The 20,910-nt window shown below is 71.1% G+C and carries 18 protein-coding genes; 5 read left to right on the forward strand and 13 right to left on the reverse strand.

Annotation, left to right across the window (positions count from 1 at the left end; all coding sequences use genetic code 11):
- Positions 1–13 precede the first annotated feature (13 nt).
- Both ATCM_RS07390 and ATCM_RS07395 read right to left on the reverse strand, forming a co-directional pair.
- Positions 14–3,352, reverse strand: a complete 3,339-nt coding sequence (locus tag ATCM_RS07390; protein ID WP_132863818.1) for an ankyrin repeat domain-containing protein — start codon at positions 3,350–3,352, stop codon at positions 14–16.
- Positions 3,345–3,620: a YcgL domain-containing protein gene (locus ATCM_RS07395; RefSeq protein WP_132863820.1), complete on the reverse strand. Its 276-nt coding sequence runs from the start codon at positions 3,618–3,620 to the stop codon at positions 3,345–3,347. The genes ATCM_RS07390 and ATCM_RS07395 overlap by 8 nt, the downstream gene beginning before the upstream one ends.
- A 243-nt stretch (positions 3,621–3,863) precedes the next feature.
- On the opposite strand from ATCM_RS07395, the gene ATCM_RS07400 reads away from it, so the two are divergent.
- Genes ATCM_RS07400 through ATCM_RS07410 form a run of 3 tightly spaced genes read left to right on the forward strand, consistent with a single transcriptional unit; the run spans position 3,864 to position 6,644 of the window.
- Positions 3,864–5,066: a beta-ketoacyl-[acyl-carrier-protein] synthase family protein gene (locus ATCM_RS07400; RefSeq protein ID WP_132866099.1), complete on the forward strand. Its 1,203-nt coding sequence runs from the start codon at positions 3,864–3,866 to the stop codon at positions 5,064–5,066.
- Positions 5,066–5,863 (forward strand): beta-ketoacyl synthase chain length factor, encoded by a 798-nt coding sequence (locus ATCM_RS07405; RefSeq protein ID WP_132863822.1) that lies wholly within the window; start codon positions 5,066–5,068, stop codon positions 5,861–5,863. The genes ATCM_RS07400 and ATCM_RS07405 overlap by 1 nt, the downstream gene beginning before the upstream one ends.
- On the forward strand, positions 5,856–6,644 hold the full coding sequence (locus ATCM_RS07410) for a glycosyltransferase family 2 protein (protein ID WP_132863824.1): 789 nt from the start codon (positions 5,856–5,858) through the stop codon (positions 6,642–6,644). Before ATCM_RS07405 ends, ATCM_RS07410 begins: the two co-directional genes overlap by 8 nt.
- 11 nt (positions 6,645–6,655) lie before the next feature.
- On the opposite strand, the gene fabG is transcribed toward ATCM_RS07410, so the two are convergent.
- The 8 genes from fabG to ATCM_RS07450 are packed head-to-tail and all read right to left on the reverse strand — an operon-like array spanning position 6,656 to position 13,044.
- Complete coding sequence (gene fabG / locus ATCM_RS07415; RefSeq protein WP_165931143.1) at positions 6,656–7,381, reverse strand: 3-oxoacyl-ACP reductase FabG; 726 nt, start codon at positions 7,379–7,381, stop codon at positions 6,656–6,658.
- Between the two features lie 34 nt (positions 7,382–7,415).
- Positions 7,416–7,847 (reverse strand): phosphotransferase, encoded by a 432-nt coding sequence (locus ATCM_RS07420; protein ID WP_132863827.1) that lies wholly within the window; start codon positions 7,845–7,847, stop codon positions 7,416–7,418.
- Positions 7,834–10,194 (reverse strand): MMPL family transporter, encoded by a 2,361-nt coding sequence (locus ATCM_RS07425; protein ID WP_132863829.1) that lies wholly within the window; start codon positions 10,192–10,194, stop codon positions 7,834–7,836. The genes ATCM_RS07420 and ATCM_RS07425 overlap by 14 nt, the downstream gene beginning before the upstream one ends.
- Entirely contained in the window at positions 10,170–10,823 is a 654-nt protein-coding gene (locus ATCM_RS07430) for a LolA-related protein (protein ID WP_243693973.1), read from the reverse strand. The genes ATCM_RS07425 and ATCM_RS07430 overlap by 25 nt, the downstream gene beginning before the upstream one ends.
- On the reverse strand, positions 10,735–11,703 hold the full coding sequence (locus tag ATCM_RS07435) for an acyltransferase (RefSeq protein WP_132863831.1): 969 nt from the start codon (positions 11,701–11,703) through the stop codon (positions 10,735–10,737). Before ATCM_RS07435 ends, ATCM_RS07430 begins: the two co-directional genes overlap by 89 nt.
- A complete protein-coding gene (locus ATCM_RS07440) occupies positions 11,700–11,996 on the reverse strand; it encodes a beta-hydroxyacyl-ACP dehydratase (RefSeq protein ID WP_132863833.1) in 297 nt (98 codons plus the stop codon). Before ATCM_RS07440 ends, ATCM_RS07435 begins: the two co-directional genes overlap by 4 nt.
- A gap of 50 nt (positions 11,997–12,046) precedes the next feature.
- Positions 12,047–12,769: a ketosynthase gene (locus ATCM_RS07445; RefSeq protein ID WP_132863834.1), complete on the reverse strand. Its 723-nt coding sequence runs from the start codon at positions 12,767–12,769 to the stop codon at positions 12,047–12,049.
- 5 nt (positions 12,770–12,774) lie between these two features.
- A complete protein-coding gene (locus tag ATCM_RS07450; protein WP_132863836.1) occupies positions 12,775–13,044 on the reverse strand; it encodes a phosphopantetheine-binding protein in 270 nt (89 codons plus the stop codon).
- 199 nt (positions 13,045–13,243) lie between these two features.
- Between ATCM_RS07450 and ATCM_RS07455 the strand changes: the two genes are divergently transcribed.
- Positions 13,244–14,254, forward strand: coding sequence for a pteridine-dependent deoxygenase (locus tag ATCM_RS07455; RefSeq protein WP_165931144.1), 1,011 nt, complete (start codon positions 13,244–13,246; stop codon positions 14,252–14,254).
- A gap of 25 nt (positions 14,255–14,279) precedes the next feature.
- On the opposite strand, the gene ATCM_RS07460 is transcribed toward ATCM_RS07455, so the two are convergent.
- From ATCM_RS07460 to ATCM_RS07470, 3 genes are all read right to left on the reverse strand, one after another.
- Positions 14,280–15,620 carry an AMP-binding protein gene (locus tag ATCM_RS07460; RefSeq protein WP_132863838.1) on the reverse strand — a complete coding sequence of 447 codons (1,341 nt, stop codon included), beginning with the start codon at positions 15,618–15,620 and terminating at the stop codon, positions 14,280–14,282.
- Between the two features lie 94 nt (positions 15,621–15,714).
- Positions 15,715–16,728 (reverse strand): cytochrome d ubiquinol oxidase subunit II, encoded by a 1,014-nt coding sequence (gene cydB / locus ATCM_RS07465; protein WP_132863840.1) that lies wholly within the window; start codon positions 16,726–16,728, stop codon positions 15,715–15,717.
- Position 16,729: 1 nt separating this feature from the next.
- Entirely contained in the window at positions 16,730–18,118 is a 1,389-nt protein-coding gene (locus tag ATCM_RS07470; protein WP_132863842.1) for a cytochrome ubiquinol oxidase subunit I, read from the reverse strand.
- Between the two features lie 398 nt (positions 18,119–18,516).
- Here ATCM_RS07470 and ATCM_RS07475 point away from each other — a divergent pair, with 398 nt between their 5' ends.
- A complete protein-coding gene (locus ATCM_RS07475) occupies positions 18,517–20,883 on the forward strand; it encodes a S9 family peptidase (RefSeq protein WP_165931145.1) in 2,367 nt (788 codons plus the stop codon).
- Positions 20,884–20,910: the final 27 nt, after the last annotated feature.

Below are 20,910 nucleotides of genomic sequence, written 5' to 3' on the forward strand. Positions count from 1 at the left end.
GACACCACGCGCCTCAGCCGCGATCGCGCAGGAACCGCGCCATCGACGAGACGCCCGGCACCGCCGGCTCGAACTCACCGGCCACGTCGACGAAACCGCGCATGATCGCGATGTCGCGCGGGCTGCGGTTGATCGCATCGCGCATGTCCGGATCCGCGCCGGCACGCAGCAGGCGCTGCACCAGCAGCGGCAGGCCATGCAGCGCGGCCAGGTGCAGCGGGCCGAAGCCGCGCGGGTCGCGCACGTCCAGCGCCACGTCCTCGTCGAGCAGGCGCTCGACCGCGGCCAGCACCACGTGCTCGTCGCAGGCAGTACCCGGTTCGGCGCGCGCACCCAACAGCAGCAGCAGCGGCGTGACCGTGCCAGCCGAGGCCTGGTCCGGCTCGGCGCCGGCCAGCAGCAGCGTGTCCAGCAGGGCCAGCAGGCGGGTGCGGTCGCGCGAGGTGAAGCCATACAGCGCCGCGCAGTGCAGCGGCGCCAACTGCTGGTCGTCGCCGGCATGCACGTCGGCACCGGCGGTCAGCAGCCGCGCGACGATGTCCGGCAGGCCCAGCGCGGCGGCCAGCATCAGCACCGTCACGCCACCGGGCAGGCGATGTTCCAGCTTGGCACCGGCCGCCAGCAGCGCGGTGACGATGGCGGTCTGGCGCATGCTCACCGCCGCCGACAGCGGCGTCGCGCCACTGGCCGCGGCATGCTGCGGGTCGGCCCCGCGTGCCAGCAGCAGGTCGACCACCGCCGCGTGGCCACCGCCGGCCGCGCGCAGCAGGCCGGTGCAGCCCTGCGCATCGACGGCGTCGACCGCGAACCCCAGGTTGATCAGGCGGCGCACGGCATCGGCATCGCCGGCCATCGCCGCGGCCGGCACGTCGGCCTCGCGCAGCGCGCGCAGCGGCAAGGCCCAGCCGCGCCAGTCCAGCCAGTCGGCCAGGTCACGGCGGCCGCTGGACAGCGCCACGCCCAGCGGGGTCTGGCCATCGGCGGCACGCGCATCCGGCGAGGCACCCTGCAGCAGCAGCTGCTTCAGCGAGGCCTCGCGTGCCAGCGCGGTGGCCAGGTGCAGGGCGGTCATGCCGTGGCTGTCACGGGCTTCGCGGTCCACGCCGTTGGCCAGCAGCCACAGCTGCAGCTTCAGCCAGCCCAGGCGCACGGCCAGGGACAGCGCCGGGTCACCGGCCGGCGACGCGCCGAACGGGTCGGCACCGCGCTCGAGCAGTTCCACGGCGAATTGTTCGGTGCCACGCGAGGCGTGGTCATGCTGCACGCAGGCCGCGAGCAGGCGGGTCAGGCCACCGCGACCGGCCGGCGAGACCCCGTGCCTGAGCAGCACCTGCAGGGTCGGCACCGCGTCCACGCCGCGCGAAAGCAACGCGAACATCGGCGTGTCGCCGCAGGCGTCGAGCACGTCCGGGCGCGCACCGGCACCCAGCAGCCAATCCACCACGCGCGGTTGCAGCACCAGCTCCGGGTCATGCAGCAGGCCGCCCAGTTCGTCGGCCGAACACAGCTTGGCCAGCGGCGCCATGCCGTCGACGTTGCCGAACACCAACGCCTCGCGCAGCAGCGCCAACGGCGCGCGGTCGTTGAGCACCGGCGACACCTCGCCCTGGCTGGCGTCGCCGGAGGCGGCGGCATCGCTGACCGCGGCCGGCAACGGGTAGCCGGGGTCCAGCAGCGAGACGATGCTCCAGCGGCCGGCGGCGGCGGCGTGGTCGATGGCACGGCGTCCATCATTGCCGGCCACGTCGGCGGCAATGCCCAGGTCCAGCAGGCGCCGGACCAGCGCCGCGGACACGTGTTCGGCGCGGCAGGCCAACAGCACCGCGTTGCTGCCGTCGCCATCGACCGCATTGACGTCGGGCTGGTGGGCGAGCAGGCGTTCCAGCACCCCGGCATGGCCCTGCGAGGCCGCGTCCAGCCAGGGCGTGCGGCCGTTGGCATCACGCGGCTCGACGTTGGCGCCGGCGTTGAGCAGGGTTTCGACGATATCGACATGGCCGGCCAGCGCCGACTCGTGCAGCGCGCTGCGGCGCTGGCGGTCGCGCGCGTCCAGCCGCGCCTTGTGCTTGAGCAGCAGCTGCACGCCGGCCGGGTCGTCGTCATCGGTGGCCGCGGCGGCGACCAGCACCGGCACGCCATCGACCGGCTCGACCTTGGCACCGCGCTCCAGCAGGAACTTGGCCAGGCGCCAGTTGCCGGACTGGCAGGCCACCGCCAGCGGGCTGTGGCCATCGTTGTTCAGCGCGTCGATCTCGGCGGCGGCATCGCGCAGCAGCGCGGCCACGCCCGGGTCCGAGCTGCGCGCGGCATGGTGCAGCGGGGTGTTGCCCTCGGCATCGGTGGCGCGCGGGTCGGCGCCGTTGGCCAACAGCGTCATCACCGCCTCGGGACGGCCGTGCCAGCTGTCGCGGGTCGCTGCCAGCAGCGGGGTCATGCCACGATGGCTCTGGTTGACGCCGACGCCGCGGCTGATCAGCGCACGCAGCAGGCGCAGGTCCGGCAGTACCGCGGCCAGCACCACTAGGCTGCGCTGGTCGCGCGACTCGGCCGGCGGCTCGGCGTGCGGGTCGGCACCGGCATCCAGCAGCTGCAGCGCGCGGTCGACGCGGCCGCCACGGGCGGCGTCGAACAGCTGCGGGACCAGCTCGTCCTGGGCGATCGGTTCCAGCGGTGCCGGCGTGGCGGCGGCCTCGGCGAACAGCTCGACGTCGGTGCGCCGTTCCACCCGTGCCTCGGCCACGGCGGCCGGCGATGCGACCTGCATGGCCTGCAGCAGGTGGTGCAGCAGCGGTGCCAGCACCGCGCTGGCGATGGCCAGCGGCCAACGCAGGGAGGTCGGCAGCAGGCCCGGCCAGGCCGGTGCGACGATGGCCGCGCACAGCACCACCAGGATCGTCGCCGCGCCCAGCCCCTGCCAGGAATCCAGGCCGCGCCCGGCCAGGGCGTTCCACTGCGTACGCAGCGAGCTGTCCTCGCGCTCCATCGCGTGCCACAACGGCCAGGTGCGCCACAGCGCCAGCACCGCCACGCTGACCGCCACGCTCAGCGCCAGCACCGCGGCCAGGCTGCCGCTGTCATGCAGCGCCGCCAGCGGCCAGGACACCAGCACCGCGACCATCGCCGCGCCACCGGCCCACAGGCCGAGCAGGCCGGGCAGTTCACGCTTGAACAGGGCCAGCGACGGCGCCACGGTGCGGCTGCGCCGCCACCAGGACACCGCCAGCGCGTAGGCCGGCTGTGCCAGCACGCCGCACAGTGCCGCGGCCACGCCACCGAAGCCGGTGAGCAGGGTCAGCACCACACCGATCGCCAGGGCGACCGCGACCGCACGGGTACGCAGGGTTTCAGTCATCGCGGCCGTCGATGCGGGCGATCTTCACCGGTGCCAGCGGTTGCGGCGGGAGCTGCAGGTGGAAACCACGCTCGGCCAGGTTGGCGCGCACCAGCGCGGCATCGACCTGGGCCAGGCGACGTTCGGGGGTCAGGGCAACCTCGAGCACGAAGGTGTACGGGGCCAGCGTTGCGCCCAGCGAGGCCGGGATCGCATCGAAATCATCACGCTTGGCCAGGTAGACGTAGGTGTCCTGCTTGCGTTGGCTTTTATAGACGTAGGCTTGCATGCCAGCGGGCTTGGCCCTGCATGGGAAGCTGATGATTGTGTCGGAAACAGGGCGCTGTTGAAAGGCGTAATCCCTGAAACGTCGGGCATTTAGCGCAACCATTGCATTCATTTTCATCAAAACGACGTGCAGGTCGGCACCGTTCCCGGCTGCCGCCGTCAGCTCGTATCCGGGCGGGCGTCTATATACTCGCGCCCCGTTGATCCCCTGGAAGCCCGCGTGCCTATCGCTGCCACCCCGCCCATCGCTGCCCTGGACATCCTGGCCTACACCGCCACCACCGCGCTGGGCGCGGGCCGGGATGCACAACGCGAGGGGCTGCGTGAACGCCGCAGCGGGCTGCGCCGCAACGACTTCGGCAACGCGCCGCTGGACTGCTGGATCGGCCGCGTCGAGGGCGTGGAGGCCGTCGCCCTGCCCCCCCACCTGGCCGAGCTGGACTGCCGCAACAACGCGCTGGCCTGGCTGGCGCTGCAGCAGGACGGCCTGCTGGAGGCCGTCGCGCAGGTCGTCGGGCGCCACGGCGCCGGGCGCGTGGCGGTGGTGATGGGCACCTCCACCGCCAGCATCGGGTCCACCGAGGACGCCTATGCGCGGCTGGTCGACGATGCCGACGGCACGCCCCGTTTCCCCCAGGACCTGCGCTACCGCGTGCGCATCCATACCCCGCACTCGCTGGGTGACTTCGTGCAGGCCGCCACCGGCCTGCACGGACCCTGCGTCACCGTGGCCACGGCCTGTTCGTCCAGCGCCAAGGTGTTTGCCCAGGCCGCGCGCCTGATCGATGCGGGGCTGGCCGACGCCGCCCTGGTCGGTGGCGTGGACACCCTGTGCGGCAGCGTGCTGTTCGGCTTCAACGCCCTGCAGCTGGTCGCGCCGACGCCGTGCCAGCCATTCGATGCGCGCCGGGTCGGGCTGTCGCTGGGCGAGGCCGGCGGCTTCGCCGTGCTGGAACGGGCCGGGGCCGGCCCGGGCACCGGCCTGCAGTTGCGCGGCTACGGCGAATCCAGCGATGCGCACCACATGTCCGCGCCGCATCCGCAGGGGCTGGGCGCACGCCTGGCGATGCAGGCCGCGCTGCAGCGCGCCGGCATCGAACCGGCCGCGGTCGGCTACCTCAACCTGCATGGCACCTCGACCCCGGCCAACGACAGCGTGGAGGCCGCCGCGGTGGCCGCGCTGTTCCCGGACAGCCTGCACGCCAGCTCCACCAAGGGCTGGACCGGGCACACCCTGGGCGCGGCCGGCATCGTCGAATCGGTGTTCGCGCTGCTGGCGCTGGAGCACGGCCTGCTGCCCGGCACGCTCAACAGCGAGATCCCCGACCCGGCCTGCGGCCCGCAGATCCGTTTCGACAATGCACAGGCCGACATCCACTACGCAATGAACAATTCCTTCGGCTTCGGCGGCAACAACTGCTCGCTGGTCTTCGGCAGGGCGCACTGATGCAGGCGCTGCAGGCAACCGTGGAAGGCATCGGGTTCTGGGGCAGCGGCCTGCCCGACTGGGACAGCGCCTGCGCCTGGGTCCGCACCGGGCAACGCCCGGACGCCCCGCCGGCACGGCCGGCCCCGCAGCTGCTGGCCGCCAACGAGCGCCGGCGCGCGCCGGGCACCGTGGTGGTGGCGCTGGAGGCGGCGCTGGCCGCCTGCCAGGCCGCCGACCGCGCGCCGGATACACTGTCCTCGGTGTTCACCTCCACCCACGGCGAGCTGTCGATCACCGACTACATGTGCGCCACGCTGGCCGACGACCCGCGCGCGATCTCGCCCACCCGCTTCCACAACTCGGTGCACAACGCCGCGGCCGGCTACTGGACCATCGGCGCCGGCGCGCATGTCCCGGCCACCGCGATCACCGCCGGGCCGTACAGCTTCGCCCAGGGCCTGCTGGAAGCGCTGGTGCAGTTGCATGCCGGCGAGGAGGCGGTGCTGCTGGTGGCCTATGACGGCAGCGCCAGCGGCCCGCTGGCCGAACCGGCGCCCAGCGAAGGACTGCTCGGCGCGGCGCTGGTGCTCTCGCGGGTTCCCTGCGCCGGCCTGCCGTCGCTCACCGTCCACCTGGACACCTGCGCCGACGCCCCCGTCGCCGACGCCGCGCCCGGTCCGCTCACCGCGCTGCTGCACGGCAATGCCATGCAGCCGATGCTGCCGCTGCTGGAAGCCCTGGCGATGGAAAGCGAACAGGTCCTGCTGCCGGCCGGTCGGCAGCAACAGCTGAGGATCCGCCTGGGCCATGAATGACCCCGTGCCGTTGTCCCCGAACGATGTCGCGGTACTGATCCCGGCGCTCAACGAGGCGTTGCGCATCCGCGAGGTCGTGCAGGGCGCGCTGGCGCTGTTCCCGCACGTGATCGTGGTGGACGACGGCTCGGACGATGACACCACCCAGCGCATCGCCGACCTGCCGGTCATCGTGCTGCGCCACCGCCAGCGTCGCGGCAAGGGCGACGCGCTGCGCACCGGTTTCCGGGAAGCCACCCGGCGCGGCCTGCGTGGCGTGCTGACCATGGACGGCGACGGCCAGCATGCCGCCACCGACCTGCCCCGCCTGCTGGCCTGCGCCAACCGCCACCCCGGCTGCATCATCATCGGCGCACGCCTGCGCAAGCGCGCCGCGCAACCGCTGTACCGGCGCCTGGCCAACGCCTTCGGCGACTGGGGCATCGCCTGGGGCACCCATTACCAGGTGGTCGACAGCCAGAGCGGGCAACGCTTCTATCCGGCCGAGGTGATCGCGCTGCGCGACATCCCCGCCGAGGGCTTCGTGTTCGAGGCGCAACTGCTGATTTCCGCCGCGCGGCAACTGGGCACGCGCTGCGTGTCGGTGCCCATCGACTCGCGTTACCGCTGCGCCGGCAGCGACGAACAGTTCCGTCCCAGCCACTTCCGGCCGCTGCAGGACCTGTACCGCATCACCCGCCACATCGTGCTGTTCGCGCTGCGCCATGGCCACGTCTGGCGCGTGTACCGCACCATCCGCGCCAACCCGCCGCTGATCGACGACGCCGACAGCCGCGACTGAGCCGCCGGGCCTCAGCCCATGCCGCCATTGATGCCGATCACCTGGCCGTTGATGTAACCGGCCGCATCGCTGCACAGGAAAGCGACCAGCGCGGCCACTTCCTCCGGCTTGCCGGCACGCGCGGCCGGCACCGCCTGCTTGATCATCTCCGGCGGGAATGCCTCGGCGGCCATCTCGCCTTCGATCACGCCCGGGGCGACCACGTTGGCGCTGATGCCGCGGCTGGCCATCTCGCGTGCCAGCGAACGGGTCGCGCCATGCAGGCCGGCCTTGGCCGCGGCGTAATTGCTCTGGCCGCGGTTGCCCAGCACCGCCGCCACCGAGGACACGCTGACGATGCGGCCCCAGCGCGTGCGTGCCATCGGCAGCAGCAGCGGCTGGGTGACGTGGAAGAAGCCGTGCAGGCTGACGTCGACCACCCGCTTCCAGCGTTGCGCGTCCATGCCGGCCATCGGCGCATCGTCATGGATGCCGGCGTTGTTGACCACGATCTGGATCGGCCCATCGGCCAGCAGGGCCTCCAGCGCCGCCGCCACCACCTGGCCATCGACCACGTCGAAGGCCACTGCCTGCGCGCTGCCACCATCGGCGTGGATCTGCTCGACCACCGCCTGCGCGCGCACCAGGTTGGCGTTGGCATGGACGATGACATGCGCGCCGTCGGCGGCGAGCCGGCGGCAGATCGCGCCACCGATGTCACCGCTGCCGCCGGTTACCAGAGCACGTCGTTGGGTCATGGGTAGGGGTTCCTGCAGAAAGGTAAGAAGGGAATCACGGCAACCGCAGCATCACCGCCGCACGGCCTTCGGCCAGCAGCCGCTCGCCATGGTGCACGGTGAAGGCGTACTGCTGGCTGCCATCGGCCTCGACCAGCACCTGCGCGTGGGCCAGCAACGGGCCATCCAGGTCATCGATGCGGGCCACGGCCAGCTGCACGTCACGCAGTGCCACCAGCACGCCGGGGGTCACCGCACCGCCACGCGCCTGTGCACGCAGGCCACCGTGCACGGCCATTGCCTGCGCACCGTACTCGCACAGGTGGATCGCCCCCAGCTGCCCGCCGTTGCGCAGCGGGTGCGCGGGATCGCGGTGATTGAAGGCACGCAGCCTGATCTGCTGCGAAGACCAGTCCAGCACCTCGTCCCACAGGCACATCCGGCCCTGGTGCGGCACCAGTTGCAGGATCTGCTCACGCCCGATCATCGGCCTGCTCCTGCAGTGGATGGCGCGACACCAGCAGCGCCAGCACGAAATTGCACACCACGCCGAGCGCCACCGTGCTGCCGATCGCGCGCAGCACCGGGATCGAGGACAGGCCCAGCAGGCTGAACACCAGCAGCGTCATCACGCTGCACACCAGCAGGCCATGCAGCGTGCGCAGCTGGTCGGCGTGGCTGTCGCCGGCGTGCTCGAAGAACAGGCCGTAGTCCAGGCCCAGCCCGGCGGCCAGGATCAAACCGATCAGGTGGAACAGGTTCAATTCCACGCCCAGGCCACGCAGCACCGCCAGCACCAGCAGCGTGCTCAGCGCCATCGGCAGCAGTACCCGCACCACCCGGCGCGGCGTACGCAGTGCCGCCCACACCGTGGCCGACAGCAGCAGTACCGCCACGGCCAGTGCGGCGAGCACGCGCCCGCGGTAATCGGCCACCAGCGATTCGGAGGCGTTCTTCAGGTCCAGCAACTCGCCGCCCTGGGCGCGTGCGGCGGCGGCCAGCGCGGCGATATCGTGCAGGCCACTGAGCGAGACCAGCGCGGTGCTGTGCTGTTGCCCCTGCACCAGCAGGCCGCCCACGGCGGTGGCCAGCGGCGTGCCCTGCAGGTCCTGCGGCTGCAGCGCCGGCGCGGCGCGTGCACGTGCGACATCGGCGAGGAACGGCGCGAACGCATCGCTGCGGAACGGCGTATCGGCGACCGCTTCGGCCAGCGCGGTGCGCAGCGTGGCCGCGTCCGGCAGCTGCCGTTGCCGCTGCTGCTGGGTGGCGGCGCTGGGCAGGTAACGCGCGGCCATGTCGTAGCGCTCCAGCGCACCCCTGCCGACCAGTGCATCCAGTGCCGGGCGCAGGCGCTCGCTGGCCTCCAGCGCGGCCTGCACGTCATTGCCGCGCAGGGCGATCACGTAGCGCACGTCCGGCGCGCCCAGCTCGCTGCGCAACTGGGCGTCACGCTGCAGGTCCTGCGGGTCGACCGGGGTCAGCCGGCCCAGGTCGTTCTGCCAGAACGGGCCCGGCGCCCACGACACCACCGCGCCGGCCAGCAGTGCCAGCGCCAGCAGCGACCAGCGCGGCTGTGGCAGGTGCCGGGTGTAGGCCCACACCCGCGCCAGCGGCCTGGAATCGGCGAAGTCGCGCGTGGCCGGGTCGACCAGCGCCGGCAGCACGAACCGGGTGGCCAGCGCCGCGGTGGCCAGGGCGGTGATGGTGAACACCGACAACTGCTTGAGCCCTTCCACCCCGGAGAACAGGAAGGTCAGGTAGGCGATGCAGGTGGCGATCACGCCGGTGCCCAGGGTTGGCCACAGCGCGCGCACGTTGTCCCAGGACGAGCGCCCCGGGCGCTCATGGCTGAAGAAATGGATGGGGTAGTCCTGCACCACGCCGATCAGGGTGAAGCCGAAGGCGATGGTGATGCCATGCACGCCCTCAAAGCCCAGTGCCACCGCCGCCAGGCCGGCCAGGCCGGCGCTGGCCAACGGCAGGAAGCCCAGGATCGGCATCTTCCAGCTGCGGTAGGCCAGCCACAGCAGCAGGACCATGCCGATCGTGTCGAGCGTGCCGATGGTGCTGGCTTCCCTGGCGGTGCGGTTGCCGATCTTCACCGAGAACGCGCCCGGCCCGCTGAGCTCGATGTGGCTGCCGCTGTTCCCGGCCGCGTGCGTGAACGCCGCCTGGATCGCATCCACCGCCGCCTGTTGCGCGCCCGGGTCGAAGCCGGCGGCGCGGGTCTGCACCAGCAGCAGTGCCTGGGTGCCAGTGTGGTCGAACCAGACCTCGTCGATGCGTTGCGGCGCGGTGGCCGGCTGCAGCGCTTCGGCCACGCGCAGGAGCTGCAGGGTGGGGTCGGAGGGCAGCAACGGTTCGATCAGGCCGCCGGCCGGCGAACCCAGGTCCTGCAACCGCGCCTGCAGCTCATCGCCCAGCGTGGCACGGGAGAACGCATCGGCCGGCAGCGCGTGGATCAGGTAGCGATACGGCAACAGGTGTTCGGGGAAGGCCTCCAGCCCGGCCTGCTCGCCATTGGCGACCAGCTCGAACTGCGTGTCGGCCGCCAGCGTGGCGCGCAGTTCGCGCGACTGCGCGGCCAGCTGTGCCGGGCTGGCCCCGGACAACGCCACCAACAGCAACCGCGCGCCCGGGCCTTCGCCCAGTTCATCGAGCAGCAGCTTCTGCGCGGGGGTGCGCGCATCGGGCATGAACTTGCGCAGGTCGCCGCTGACCTGGATGCGCGAACTGATCCAGGCCGTCAGCAGGCCCAGCAACAGCAGCCAGCCAATCGCCAGCCCGATGCGTTGCGGCGCGGTCAGCTTCAACGCGCACCACCGGCCTGGCACAGCGCGGCCAATGCGTCGGCCTGGCGCAGGTTGGCCGCCGCCGCCGCGGCACTGCCCAGCAACGTGCGCTGCAGGTCACCGCGTGCCGGCTGGGTCTCGATGCAGCGCAGCTCCTTGCCCTGGCCATGCAGCGTCACCGCGCGCACACGCCGTGCCAGCGCCTCGGCGCGCGGCGTCAGCACCAGCTGCCACTGCTGCGCGCTGCCGGAGGCCTGCAGCCGGTAGGCCTGCTCCAGCCTCGCCAGGTCGCCGGACAACAGCGCGCCGAAACTGGCCTGCAGGTCGGCCAGCTCGGGCACCCGCTGCAGCGAGAACACGCGCGGCGGCTTGCCGCTGCGGTCGATGCTGACCTGGCCATTGGCGATCGTGGTGGTCTCGGCATAGGGCGCGCGCACCTGGCGGACCAGCGTGGCCGCATCCGGGCGACGGTACTGGCCTTCCACGCGCAGCGGCTCCTTCAGCAGGGCCGAACCCCGCAGCTCGACGAAGCCGGTCTGGCTCGGCGCCGGCTGCGCGAGCTGGCGCAGGATCCAGCCGGCATCAACCCCGCTGGCCAGCGCCGGTGTCGCCAGGCTCGCCAGCAGCAGGCCGAGCAGATGGGGACGGAGTTTCGGTTTGCCAGAAATCATAGAAGTTGAACCAGTTGTAGGGAGCACCGTGCAGGTGATGCTCCAGCCTGTCGACGTAACGCTGGATAAGCGCGGTGAGGGCGTCTGCGCGCTGCGCGCGCGGGATGTCCACGCGCGCATCGAACGGCTCGAAGCACAGATCGTAGCGATTGCCGCCGCGGTACAGGCCGAAGGCGAGCATCACCGGCGCCTTCAGCACGCTGGCCAGCAACCACGGTGCGGCCGGGAATGGCGCCGGGCTGCCCAGCAGCGGCACCTTGACCACGGCCTCGCCCGGACGCGCGCGGTCCACCAGCAGCGACACGATCGCCCCTTCCTGCAGCGCCTGCTGGATGGCCAGCGCGATGCTCGGCCCGTCCTGCCCTGCATCGATGATGCCGGCGGCCAGCGCCGGGTCCAGCTCGGCCAGCAGCTCGCTGATGGCCGCGTTGTGCGAGATGTCCAGCAGCACCCGCAGCTTCAGGTCCGGGCGTTGCCGCGACAGCGCGCGCAACGCGTCGAAGCTGCCTAGGTGCGAGCCGAACAGCAGCACCCCGCGACCCTGGTCGATCTGCTCCAGCAGCTGCGCGGTGCCTTCCGTACGGATGTCGAACAGCCGTGTGCGCCCGGCCAGCAGGAACACCCGGTCCAGGATGGTCGCGGCGAAGGTGTGGATGTGGCGGGCCACGTCCCAACGGTGCGCGGGCCGGCCCAGCGCCCGCTGCAGGTAGTCGCGCGAGGCGCGCCGTTCGCTGCCGCGCACGCAGAAGAAGTAGGCGGTGATCGGGTACAGGCAGGCGCGGGCGATGCCCCGCCCGCCGCGCCGGGCGATCAGCCCGATCAGGCGGATGGCACGGCGCCCACCGCCTTCCGGGCGCTGCTTCCAGTCGGCGCCACTCATGCAACGGCCTCGTCAACCAGCACCAGCTCGCCACGCACCAGCACGGTGTCCTCGCGCAGCACGCGGAACTTCCAGCGTGGGGCCTGCCCGTCCAGTTCCACCCGCGCACACTCGCCCGGCAACAGCGGTGCCATGAACTTGACCTGCGGCAGCCGCAGCGCCGCCGTTGCCCGCCCGCTGTCGCGCGCGATGGCCTGCAGCACCTGTTCCAGCACCACCACGCCCGGCACCAGCGGCCGGCCCGGGAAATGGCCGGGCAGGCAGGGATGGTCGGGGGCAATCACGAACTGCATGGCGTCCAGTCGACGGGCCGGGCCGCACAGGATAACGACAGGGCCGCCACTCAGCGCAGCAGGTCGCGCCAGAACACCGGTCCCAGCTGGCCCATCTGGCGCATGAAATCCAGCGCGTTGCGGTACGGGCGCGTGGGGAACAGCCGCGAGCGCACCGCGTATTCCAGCGCGAAGAAGCCGCCGATCAGGCCCCAGTCGGCGATGTTGGCGCACCAGGACCACTGCTCGTGGGTGACCGGCCACCACGGCTGGAGGCCGAAGGCCGCCAGCAGCCCGTCGGGGACGGCGCTCATCGCCAGCCCCAGGTTGATCGCCGCCAGCAGGCTCAACACCACCGCCCAGGCCGCGGTCAGCCGCCGCGTGTAGCGCTCCAGCACCGCGGTGACCGGCATGCCGGCGCGCTGGTACAGGGCCTGCACGATGCGGCCGATCAGCGGCACCCGGCCGGGCAGCAGCGAGCGGGCAAACCCCCAGGCCACCAGCAGCGGGAACACCACCGGCGGGGCCAGCAGCAGCATCCAGGCCCAGCGCGAGGCCCCCACCCCGTACAGCAGCAGGCCGGAGGCGAACAGCGCCAGCCAGGCCGATGCGCGGCGCCGCGCCAGCGGCTCCAGCAGGCACAGCAGTACCAGGCCGAACAGCGCCAACGCCGCCCAGGCCCCCTCGCTGCGCAGGCTGGCCACGTGCGAGAGCACCGGGTAGGCCAGCAGCAGGATCACGCGCAGTGCCAGCGCCACCGGCCCGTGGCCGGGTTCATGGCTGGCCGGGTTCATCGTGCTCAGGCGGTCTTGTTGGCCTGCACGTGCGCCGACAGCGCGCGCAGCGAGGCGAAGATGCGGCGGTTGTCGTCGTTGTCCGAACGCAACTGGAAGCCGTAGCGCTTGCTGATGGCCAGCGCCAGCTCCAGTGCATCGATCGAGTCCAGTCCCAGCCCGTCGTTGAACAGGGCCGCTTCCGGGTCGATCTGCGCCGGGTCCACGTCTTCCAGGTTCAGGCTCTCCACCAGCAGCCCTGCCAGTTCGCGTTCGGCTTCGGTTTGTTGCGACATTTCCACTTCCACGACCAAATGAAGCCGCAACGATCCGGCATCGCCGCGCCCAGTGCAACCATGGCCGCAGCGGCGCGCAGGCTATCATTGGCCCCTCTGCAAGCCTGATCCACCGTGCAATGACGTCCAAGCTCCGTCCCCGCCCCGCCTTCATGTCCCACCTCCCGTCCCGCCCCGCGGGGCGACAGGACGGTGCGCGATGAACGCGCGCACCACCCCGGCCCAGGTGGCGGCACTGGACGTGGATTACGTCGACCCGGCGCGCCTGCCGGAGCTGCTGGCCGACGAGCACGTGCTGGCGATCTTCGGCTTCCAGGCCGGCGACACGGCACCGCCGACCGACGACCCGCGCTACCTGCAGGTCGGCCTGCAAGCGGTGGGAACGGCACTGCTGGAGGTCTGGCGCAGCCCGTACCCGGTCAGCCGCGGCCGCGATGCCGAGGGCATGGCCTGGGCCAGCGATGGCGCGCTGATGTTCGGCGCGATGCAGGTGGTCGAAGCCGCGCACGGCGGCATCCGCAACGCCGCCGAGCATGCCTACACGCACCTGCTGGCGGCCCTGCCCGCGCAGGGCTACCCGCACCTGCTGCGCATCTGGAACTACATGGATGCCATCATCGAGGGCGAGGGCGACCAGGAGCGTTACCGCCAGTTCTGCGTGGGCCGCGCCCGGGGCATCGGCACGATCGATACCGGCACCCTGCCGGCCGCCACCGCCATCGGTCGCGTCGATGGCGTGCGCGTGCTGCAGGTGTACTGGCTGGCCGCGCGCGTGCCCGGTACGCCGCTGGAGAACCCGCGCCAGGTCAGCGCCTACCACTACCCGCGCCAGTACGGCCCGCAGTCACCGAGCTTTGCCCGCGCCATGCTGGCCGCGGCCGGCAGCCGGCTGCCGCTGCTGCTGTCCGGCACCGCCAGCGTGGTCGGCCATGCGACCCTGCACGGCGACAGCACCGAGCGCCAGCTGCAGGAAACCTTCAACAACTTCGAGGCGCTGATCGGCGCGGCGCGGCGCCATCGTCCGGGCTTGCCGGAGCAGTTCGGCCACGGCAGCCGGCTCAAGGTGTACGTGCGCAACCTTGAGGAGGTTGCCGATGTGCGCCGGATGCTGGCGCAACGCCTGCCCGCCGACCTGCCCTACCTGGTGCTCAATGCGGTGGTGTGCCGGCACGACCTGCGCGTGGAGATCGACGGCGTCCACGACGCCTGAGTGTTGTCACCCGGGGCAGCGCAGGTCACTGCCCCAGCAGGGCCAGCACCGCATCGCGCGGCAGCTTGCCGGTTTCATTGCGCGGCAGCACGTCCACCCTGCGCAGCGGGCGCGGCAGGAACACCGGGTCCATCAACGCGCGCAGATCGCGCAGGATGTCCGCTTCCTCGCGCTCGGATACCACCAGCGCGGCGATGCGGCCCACCGCGTGGCCGGGTTCGGCGGCCAGCTGCACCACCACCGCGTCCCGCACGCCCGCCACTGCCTGCAGCTTGCGGGTCAGGTCGCCCAGCGAGGCGCGCTTGCCGGCGATTTCCAGCAGGTCCGCGCGCCGGCCACGCAGCACGAAACGCTGCGCCGGCAGCAGCTCCACCAGGTCGGCCAGCTGCACCGGCGTGGCCAGGTGCGCGGCCTGCACCAGGGTGCCGTCCGGTTGCGGGCTCAGCCGCACGCCCGGCAGCAGCTGCCAGGCCTCCTCCAGTGCGGTGCGGCGGCGCGCGATGATGCAGGTTTCGGTCGAGCCGAACATTTCCCGCACCTCGGTGTCGAAGCGCTGCTCGGCGGCGATGGCCAACGCCTGCGGCAGCGGTGCGGTGGCGGTGACGATGCCGGCCAGCGGCGGCAGCGACACGCCCGATTCCACCAGCGCCTTCAGGTGCACCGGGGTGGTGACCAGCAGGCGCGGGGCGGCCACCCCGGCCAGCGCCTGCGCCACGTCCTGCGGGAAGAACGGCCGCCCGGCCTGCAGCGTCGCCGGTGCCAGCAACGGCATCAGCACCGCCATCTCCATGCCGTACATGTGCTGGGACGGCACCGTGGCCACGATCGACGGCTGCGCCTGGCCCCACAGGTCCTGCAGCGCGGCCAGGTTCTGCGCGGTGCTGGCCACGAATGACCCCCAGTGCTTGGGGTTGGCCGTCGGCACGCCGGTGCTGCCGGACGTGAAGCCGATCGCCACGCGCTGGTCGGCGGCCAGCACCGGCGGCGCGCCCTCGGCCACCGGCAGCACCTCGGGCAGCATGACGCAGCCCTCGGGCAGCTGCCCGGTATCGGTATCGGCCAGGCAATAGGCATCGGCGTGGCGCTGCATCACGTCCTCGACCACCGCCCGCGCCCGCGACGGCGGCAACAGGTTGACCTGCCCGCGCACGGCCACCGCGCAGAACGCGACCAGGAAGCGATAGCGGTCCTCGCACAGGTTGACCACGTGCGCGCCGGCCGGCAGCCGCGCGGCCAGGCCGCGCACCTGCGCCAGGAAGGTGTCCAGGTCCACCTGCATGCCGGCATGGGCGGCGATCAGGCGCCCGCCGTCACCCACGGCAAGCGGTAGGGACGGACGCGGAACGGACACCGGGACATGCGACATGCGACTGCGACAACCTCTGTGGTGACACGGGCGCGGTGCGCCCGGCGGGCGGCCAGCTTGGGCGCAGCCCGCCCCGCTGGCAAGCCCGCGCGGTTCAGTGGTAGCCGGTGCCGGCGGTGACCTTGCCGCGGAACACGCGATACGACCACACCGTGTAGCCCAGGATCACCGGCAGCAGCAGCACCAGCCCGACCATGCTGAAACCCAGCGACGAGGTCGGTGCGGCGGCCTGCCACAAGGTCATCGACGGCGGCAGCAGGTACGGCCACATGCCCAGCACCAGGCCGATGAAGCCCAGCACGAACAGCGCCAGCGTCAGCAGGAACGGCGGCAGGTCGCGGCGCGGGTGCATCACGCTGCGCCACAGCGCCGCGGCCACCCCCAGGGTCAGCAACGGCACCGGCGCCAGCCACCAGAAGTTGCCATCGCTGAACCAGCGCTCCATCACCCCGGACTGCAGGAACGGCAGCCAGGTGCTGACCAGGCCCATGAACACGATCACCGCCACCGTCAGCGGCCGCGCCAGCGAGCGTGCCACTGCCTGCTCCCGGCCTTCGGTCTTGAGGATCAGCCAGGTGCTGCCGAGCAGCGCGTAGCCGGTGACCACCGCCGCGCCGGTCAGCATCGAGAACGGGCTGAACCAGCCGAACGCACCGCCGACGTAGCGGCCGTCCTCCACCGGCAGGCCCTGCACCAGCGCCCCGAGGATCACGCCCTGCGCGAACGAGGCCAACAGCGAGCCCAACGCGAACGACACGCTCCACAAGCGCCGCGAGCGATGCGCCTTGAAGCGGAACTCGAACGCCACCCCGCGGAACACCAGCGCCACCACCAGCAGCAGCACCGGCAGGTACAGGCCGGACAGCAGCACCGCATAAGCCTTGGGGAACGCCGCCAGCAGGCCGGCGCCACCGAGCACCAGCCAGGTTTCGTTGCCGTCCCAGATCGGCGCGGCGGTGTTCATCATCACGTCGAGCTGCTGCTCGTCTTCGGCGAACGGCGCCAGCACGCCGATGCCGAGCACGAAGCCGTCCAACACCACGTACATCAGCACACCGAAGCCGATCACCGCGAACCATGCCACCGGCAGCCAGGTCGTCATGTCCATGTCAGCGGCCCTCCAGCGGTTCGTCGGCACCGGACAGCGGGCGCGCCGGCGTCGGCAGCGCCTCCTCGCCGGGCGGATGCGTGTCCGGCCCATGGCGCAGGATCTTGACCAGGTACCAGATGCCCCAGCCGAACACGAACAGGTAGCCGACCACGTAGACCGCCAGCGACAGCACCGTCATCCACACGCTCTGCGGCCCGACCGCATCGGCGGTGCGCAGCAGCCCGTACACCACCCACGGCTGCCGGCCCATCTCGGTGACGAACCAACCGGCGACCAGCGCGACGAAGCCGCTGGGCAGCATCCAGTTCCAGCCACGCACCAGCCACCTGGACTGCAACAGCCGGCCGCGCCACAACTGCAGCGCCGACAACCAGGCCACCACCAGCATCAGCGTGCCGATGCCGACCATGATGCGGAACGCGTAGAACACCGGCACCACCGGCGGCCGCTCGCTGGCCGGCACCGAGGTCAGCGGCGCGAACGTGCCATCCACGCTATGGGTCAGGATCACGCTGCCGAGCTTGGGGATGGCGACTTCGAAGTCGTTGCGCTCTTCCTTCTCGTTGGGCACCGCGAACACCACCAGCGGCACGCCTTCGCCGGGCGGGGTGTCGTGCCAGTGCCCTTCCATCGCGGCGATCTTCATCGGCTGGTGCTCGAGCGTGTTCAGCCCGTGCATGTCACCGGCCAGGATCTGCAGCGGCACCGTCAATGCGGCGAACACCACCGCCGCGGTCAGCATCTTGCGGCCGGCTTCGAGGTGCACGCCGCGGCGCAGGTACCACGCGCCCACGCCACCGATGACGAAGCAGGTGGTGATGAACGAGCCCAGCGCCATGTGCGCCAGCCGGTACGGGAAGGACGGGTTGAACACCACCTGCCACCAGTCCTGCGGATGCACGATGCCATCGACCAGCGTGTAGCCGGCCGGCGTGTGCAGCCAGCTGTTGGAGGACAGGATCCAGAACGTGGAGAACAGCGTGCCCAGCGCCACCATGCAGGTGGAGAAGAAGTGCAGGCGCGGCGACACCCGGCCCCAGCCGAACAGCATCACGCCCAGGAAGCTGGCTTCCAGGAAGAACGCGGTGAGCACTTCATAGGTGAGCAGTGGGCCGATCACGGTGCCGGCCACTTCGCTCAGGCGCGGCCAATTGGTGCCGAACTGGAAGGCCATGACGATGCCGCTGACCACGCCCATCCCGAACGACACGGCGAAGATCTTCTGCCAGAAGAAGAACAGTTCACGCCACACCGTGTTGCGCGTGCGCAGCCAACGCCATTCGACGAATGCCAGCCAACTGGCGGTGCCGATGGTGAAGGCCGGGAACAGCACATGGAAACTCACGACGAACCCGAACTGGATCCGTGACAGCAATAGCGCGTCCACGCCGGCCTCTCGCTTCTGAAAACTGGTCCATTTTGGTCCTGTATTCGTGAAGACCGGATGTGACCGGTTGTCGCAGTGCGTCAATCGGTCGCAGCAAGGCCCGTTTCCACGCTCCCCTTTTTTTGCGAAGCAAATCCCGCCTCTTCCCCCCTTACTTCTGTGAAGCAACCCCGCTTCGGCCCCCTCCCTTTTGCGAAGCAAAGGGGAGGGCTGGGGAGGGGTGCTCTCCCCCGCGGCCTTCCCCTGCCGCACAAGGGAAGGCGCCATTCCGCGCACCCCTGCAGACCTTGCCGATTCCGGCAGCTCCCGCGCCGGAAACCGGCCGCCATGACCTGTGGCCCAGCCCGGCAAAACCGCTGCCTGCTACGCTTGCCCGGTTTTCTTCACCGGTGCCCGCAATGCCCAGAATCCTGCCCCTGTCCCTGCTGTTGTTGACTGCTTTCGGCAGCGCCCACGCCGCGCCCACGCCGATCACCATCGAACAGGCGATGGCCGACCCGGACTGGATCGGGCCGCCGGTGGAATCGGCCTGGTGGTCGTGGAACGGCCAGCAGGTCGAATACACCCTCAAGCGCAAGGGCAGCGCGGTGCGCGATACCTTCCGCCTGCCCAGCGCCGGCGGCGTCGCCCAGCAGGTCGCCGACGACCAGCGCGGCACGCTCGATGCCGCCAGCCGCGTCTACGACAGCAGCCGCCAGCGCATGGCCTTCGTGCGCAACGGCGACGTGTTCGTGCGTGACCTGCGCAGCGGCGCGCTGACCCAGCTCACCCGCAGCAACGAACGCGCCAGCGGCGTCAACTTCGCCACCGACGGCGGCGTGATCTGGAACGTGGGCAACAACTGGTTCCATTGGGACGCCCGCAGCGGCGTCACCCGCCAGGTCGCCCAGCTCAAGGCCGACAAGAACCCGGCCGACCCGCCCAAGGTCGACACCCTGCGCGACCAGCAGATGCGTACCCTGGCCACGCTGCGCAACGACCGCGCCCAGCGCGAGGAACTGCGCGACCAGGGCGAGCGCTGGCGCCAGGCCGACCCGACCCGCGCACCGGCGCCGGTCTTCCTCGGCGGCGACGTCGAGATCGTGGACAGCGTGCTCTCGCCCGATGCCCGCCACCTGGTGGTGGCGACCAAGCCCAAGGGTTACGACGAGGGCCGCGGCGGAAAGATGCCGCTGTACGTCACCGAATCCGGCTACGAGGAAGCCGAGGACACCCGTACCCGCGTCGGCCGCGACGATCCGGCGCCGAACAGCTTCTGGCTGGTCGATGCGGCCACCGGCAAGGTCCAGCCACTCGCGCTCGACGGCCTGCCCGGCATCACCACCGACCCGCTCGCCGAGCTGCGCCGCAAGGCCGGCAAGGACGCGCTCAAGGGCAATCGCCCGGTCGAAGTGATGAGCGAGTTCATGGGCGGCGGCATCCGCTGGAACGCCGACGGCAGCCAGGCCGCGATCATGCTGCGCGCCATCGACAACAAGGACCGCTGGATCGCCACCACCAGCGCCACCAATGCCCGCCTGGAAACCCGCCACCGCCTTACCGATGGCGGCTGGATCAACTGGAGCTTCAACGATTTCGGCTGGCTGCCCGATGGCCGCACGCTGTGGCTGCTGTCCGAGGAATCGGGCTATTCGCACCTGTACACGCAGAGCGGCAGCGCCAGGCCCAGGGCGTTGACCTCGGGCAACTGGGAAACCTCGGCACCGGAGGTCAGCGCGGACGGCCGCAGCTTCTACTTCCTGTGCAACCAGAAGTGGCCCGGCGACTACGAAGTCTGCAACGTCGACGTCAACGGCGGTGCCGTGCGCGAAGTGACCGCGCTCGACGGCGTGGAGGACTTCAGCCTGTCGCCGGACGGCCAGCAGCTGCTGGTGCGCTACTCGGCCCCGTACCTGCCGGCGCAGATCGCCGTGCAGCCGGCCGCCGGCGGTGAAGCCCGCAAGCTCACCGACACCCGCAGCGCCGAGTTCAAGGCACGCCAATGGATCCAGCCGCAGATGGTGCAGGTGCCCTCGCGGCACGGCGCCGCACCGGTGTGGGCCAAGTACTACGGCCCGGAAACGCTGGAGCCGGGCAAGCAGTACCCCATCGCCATGTTCGTGCATGGCGCCGGCTACCTGCAGAACGTGCACGCGCGTTACTCCAACTACTTCCGCGAGCAGATGTTCCACAACCTGCTGGTGCAGAAGGGCTACATCGTGCTGGACATGGACTACCGCGGCAGCGCCGGCTACGGCCGCGACTGGCGCACGGCCATCTACCGCAACATGGGCCACCCGGAACTGGAGGACTACCTGGACGGCCTGGACTGGCTGGTCACCACCAAGCAGGGTGACCGCGCCCATGCCGGCATCTACGGCGGCTCCTACGGCGGCTTCATGACCTACATGGCGCTGTTCCGCTCGCCGGGCACGTTCAAGGCCGGCGCCGCCCTGCGCCCGGTCGGCGACTGGAACCAGTACAACCACGCCTACACCAGCAACATCCTCAACACCCCGGACATCGACCCGGAGGCCTACCGCATCTCCTCGCCGATCGAGTACGCCGAAGGCCTGCAGGACACCCTGCTGATCGCCCACGGCATGATGGACGACAACGTGTTCTTCCAGGACTCGGTCAACATGACCCAGAAGCTGATCGAGCTGCACAAGGACAACTGGTCGATCGCGCCCTACCCGCTGGAACGCCACGGCTACACCCGCGCCGACTCCTGGCTGGACCAGTACAAGCGCATCCTGAAGCTGTTCGAGCAGGAGCTGAAGTAAGCACCACGCCAAGGGCGCCGCAAGGCG

It is taken from the genome of Stenotrophomonas sp. ATCM1_4 (assembly GCF_004348115.1).
GTDB classification, from domain to species: Bacteria; Pseudomonadota; Gammaproteobacteria; order Xanthomonadales; family Xanthomonadaceae; genus Stenotrophomonas; species Stenotrophomonas capsici.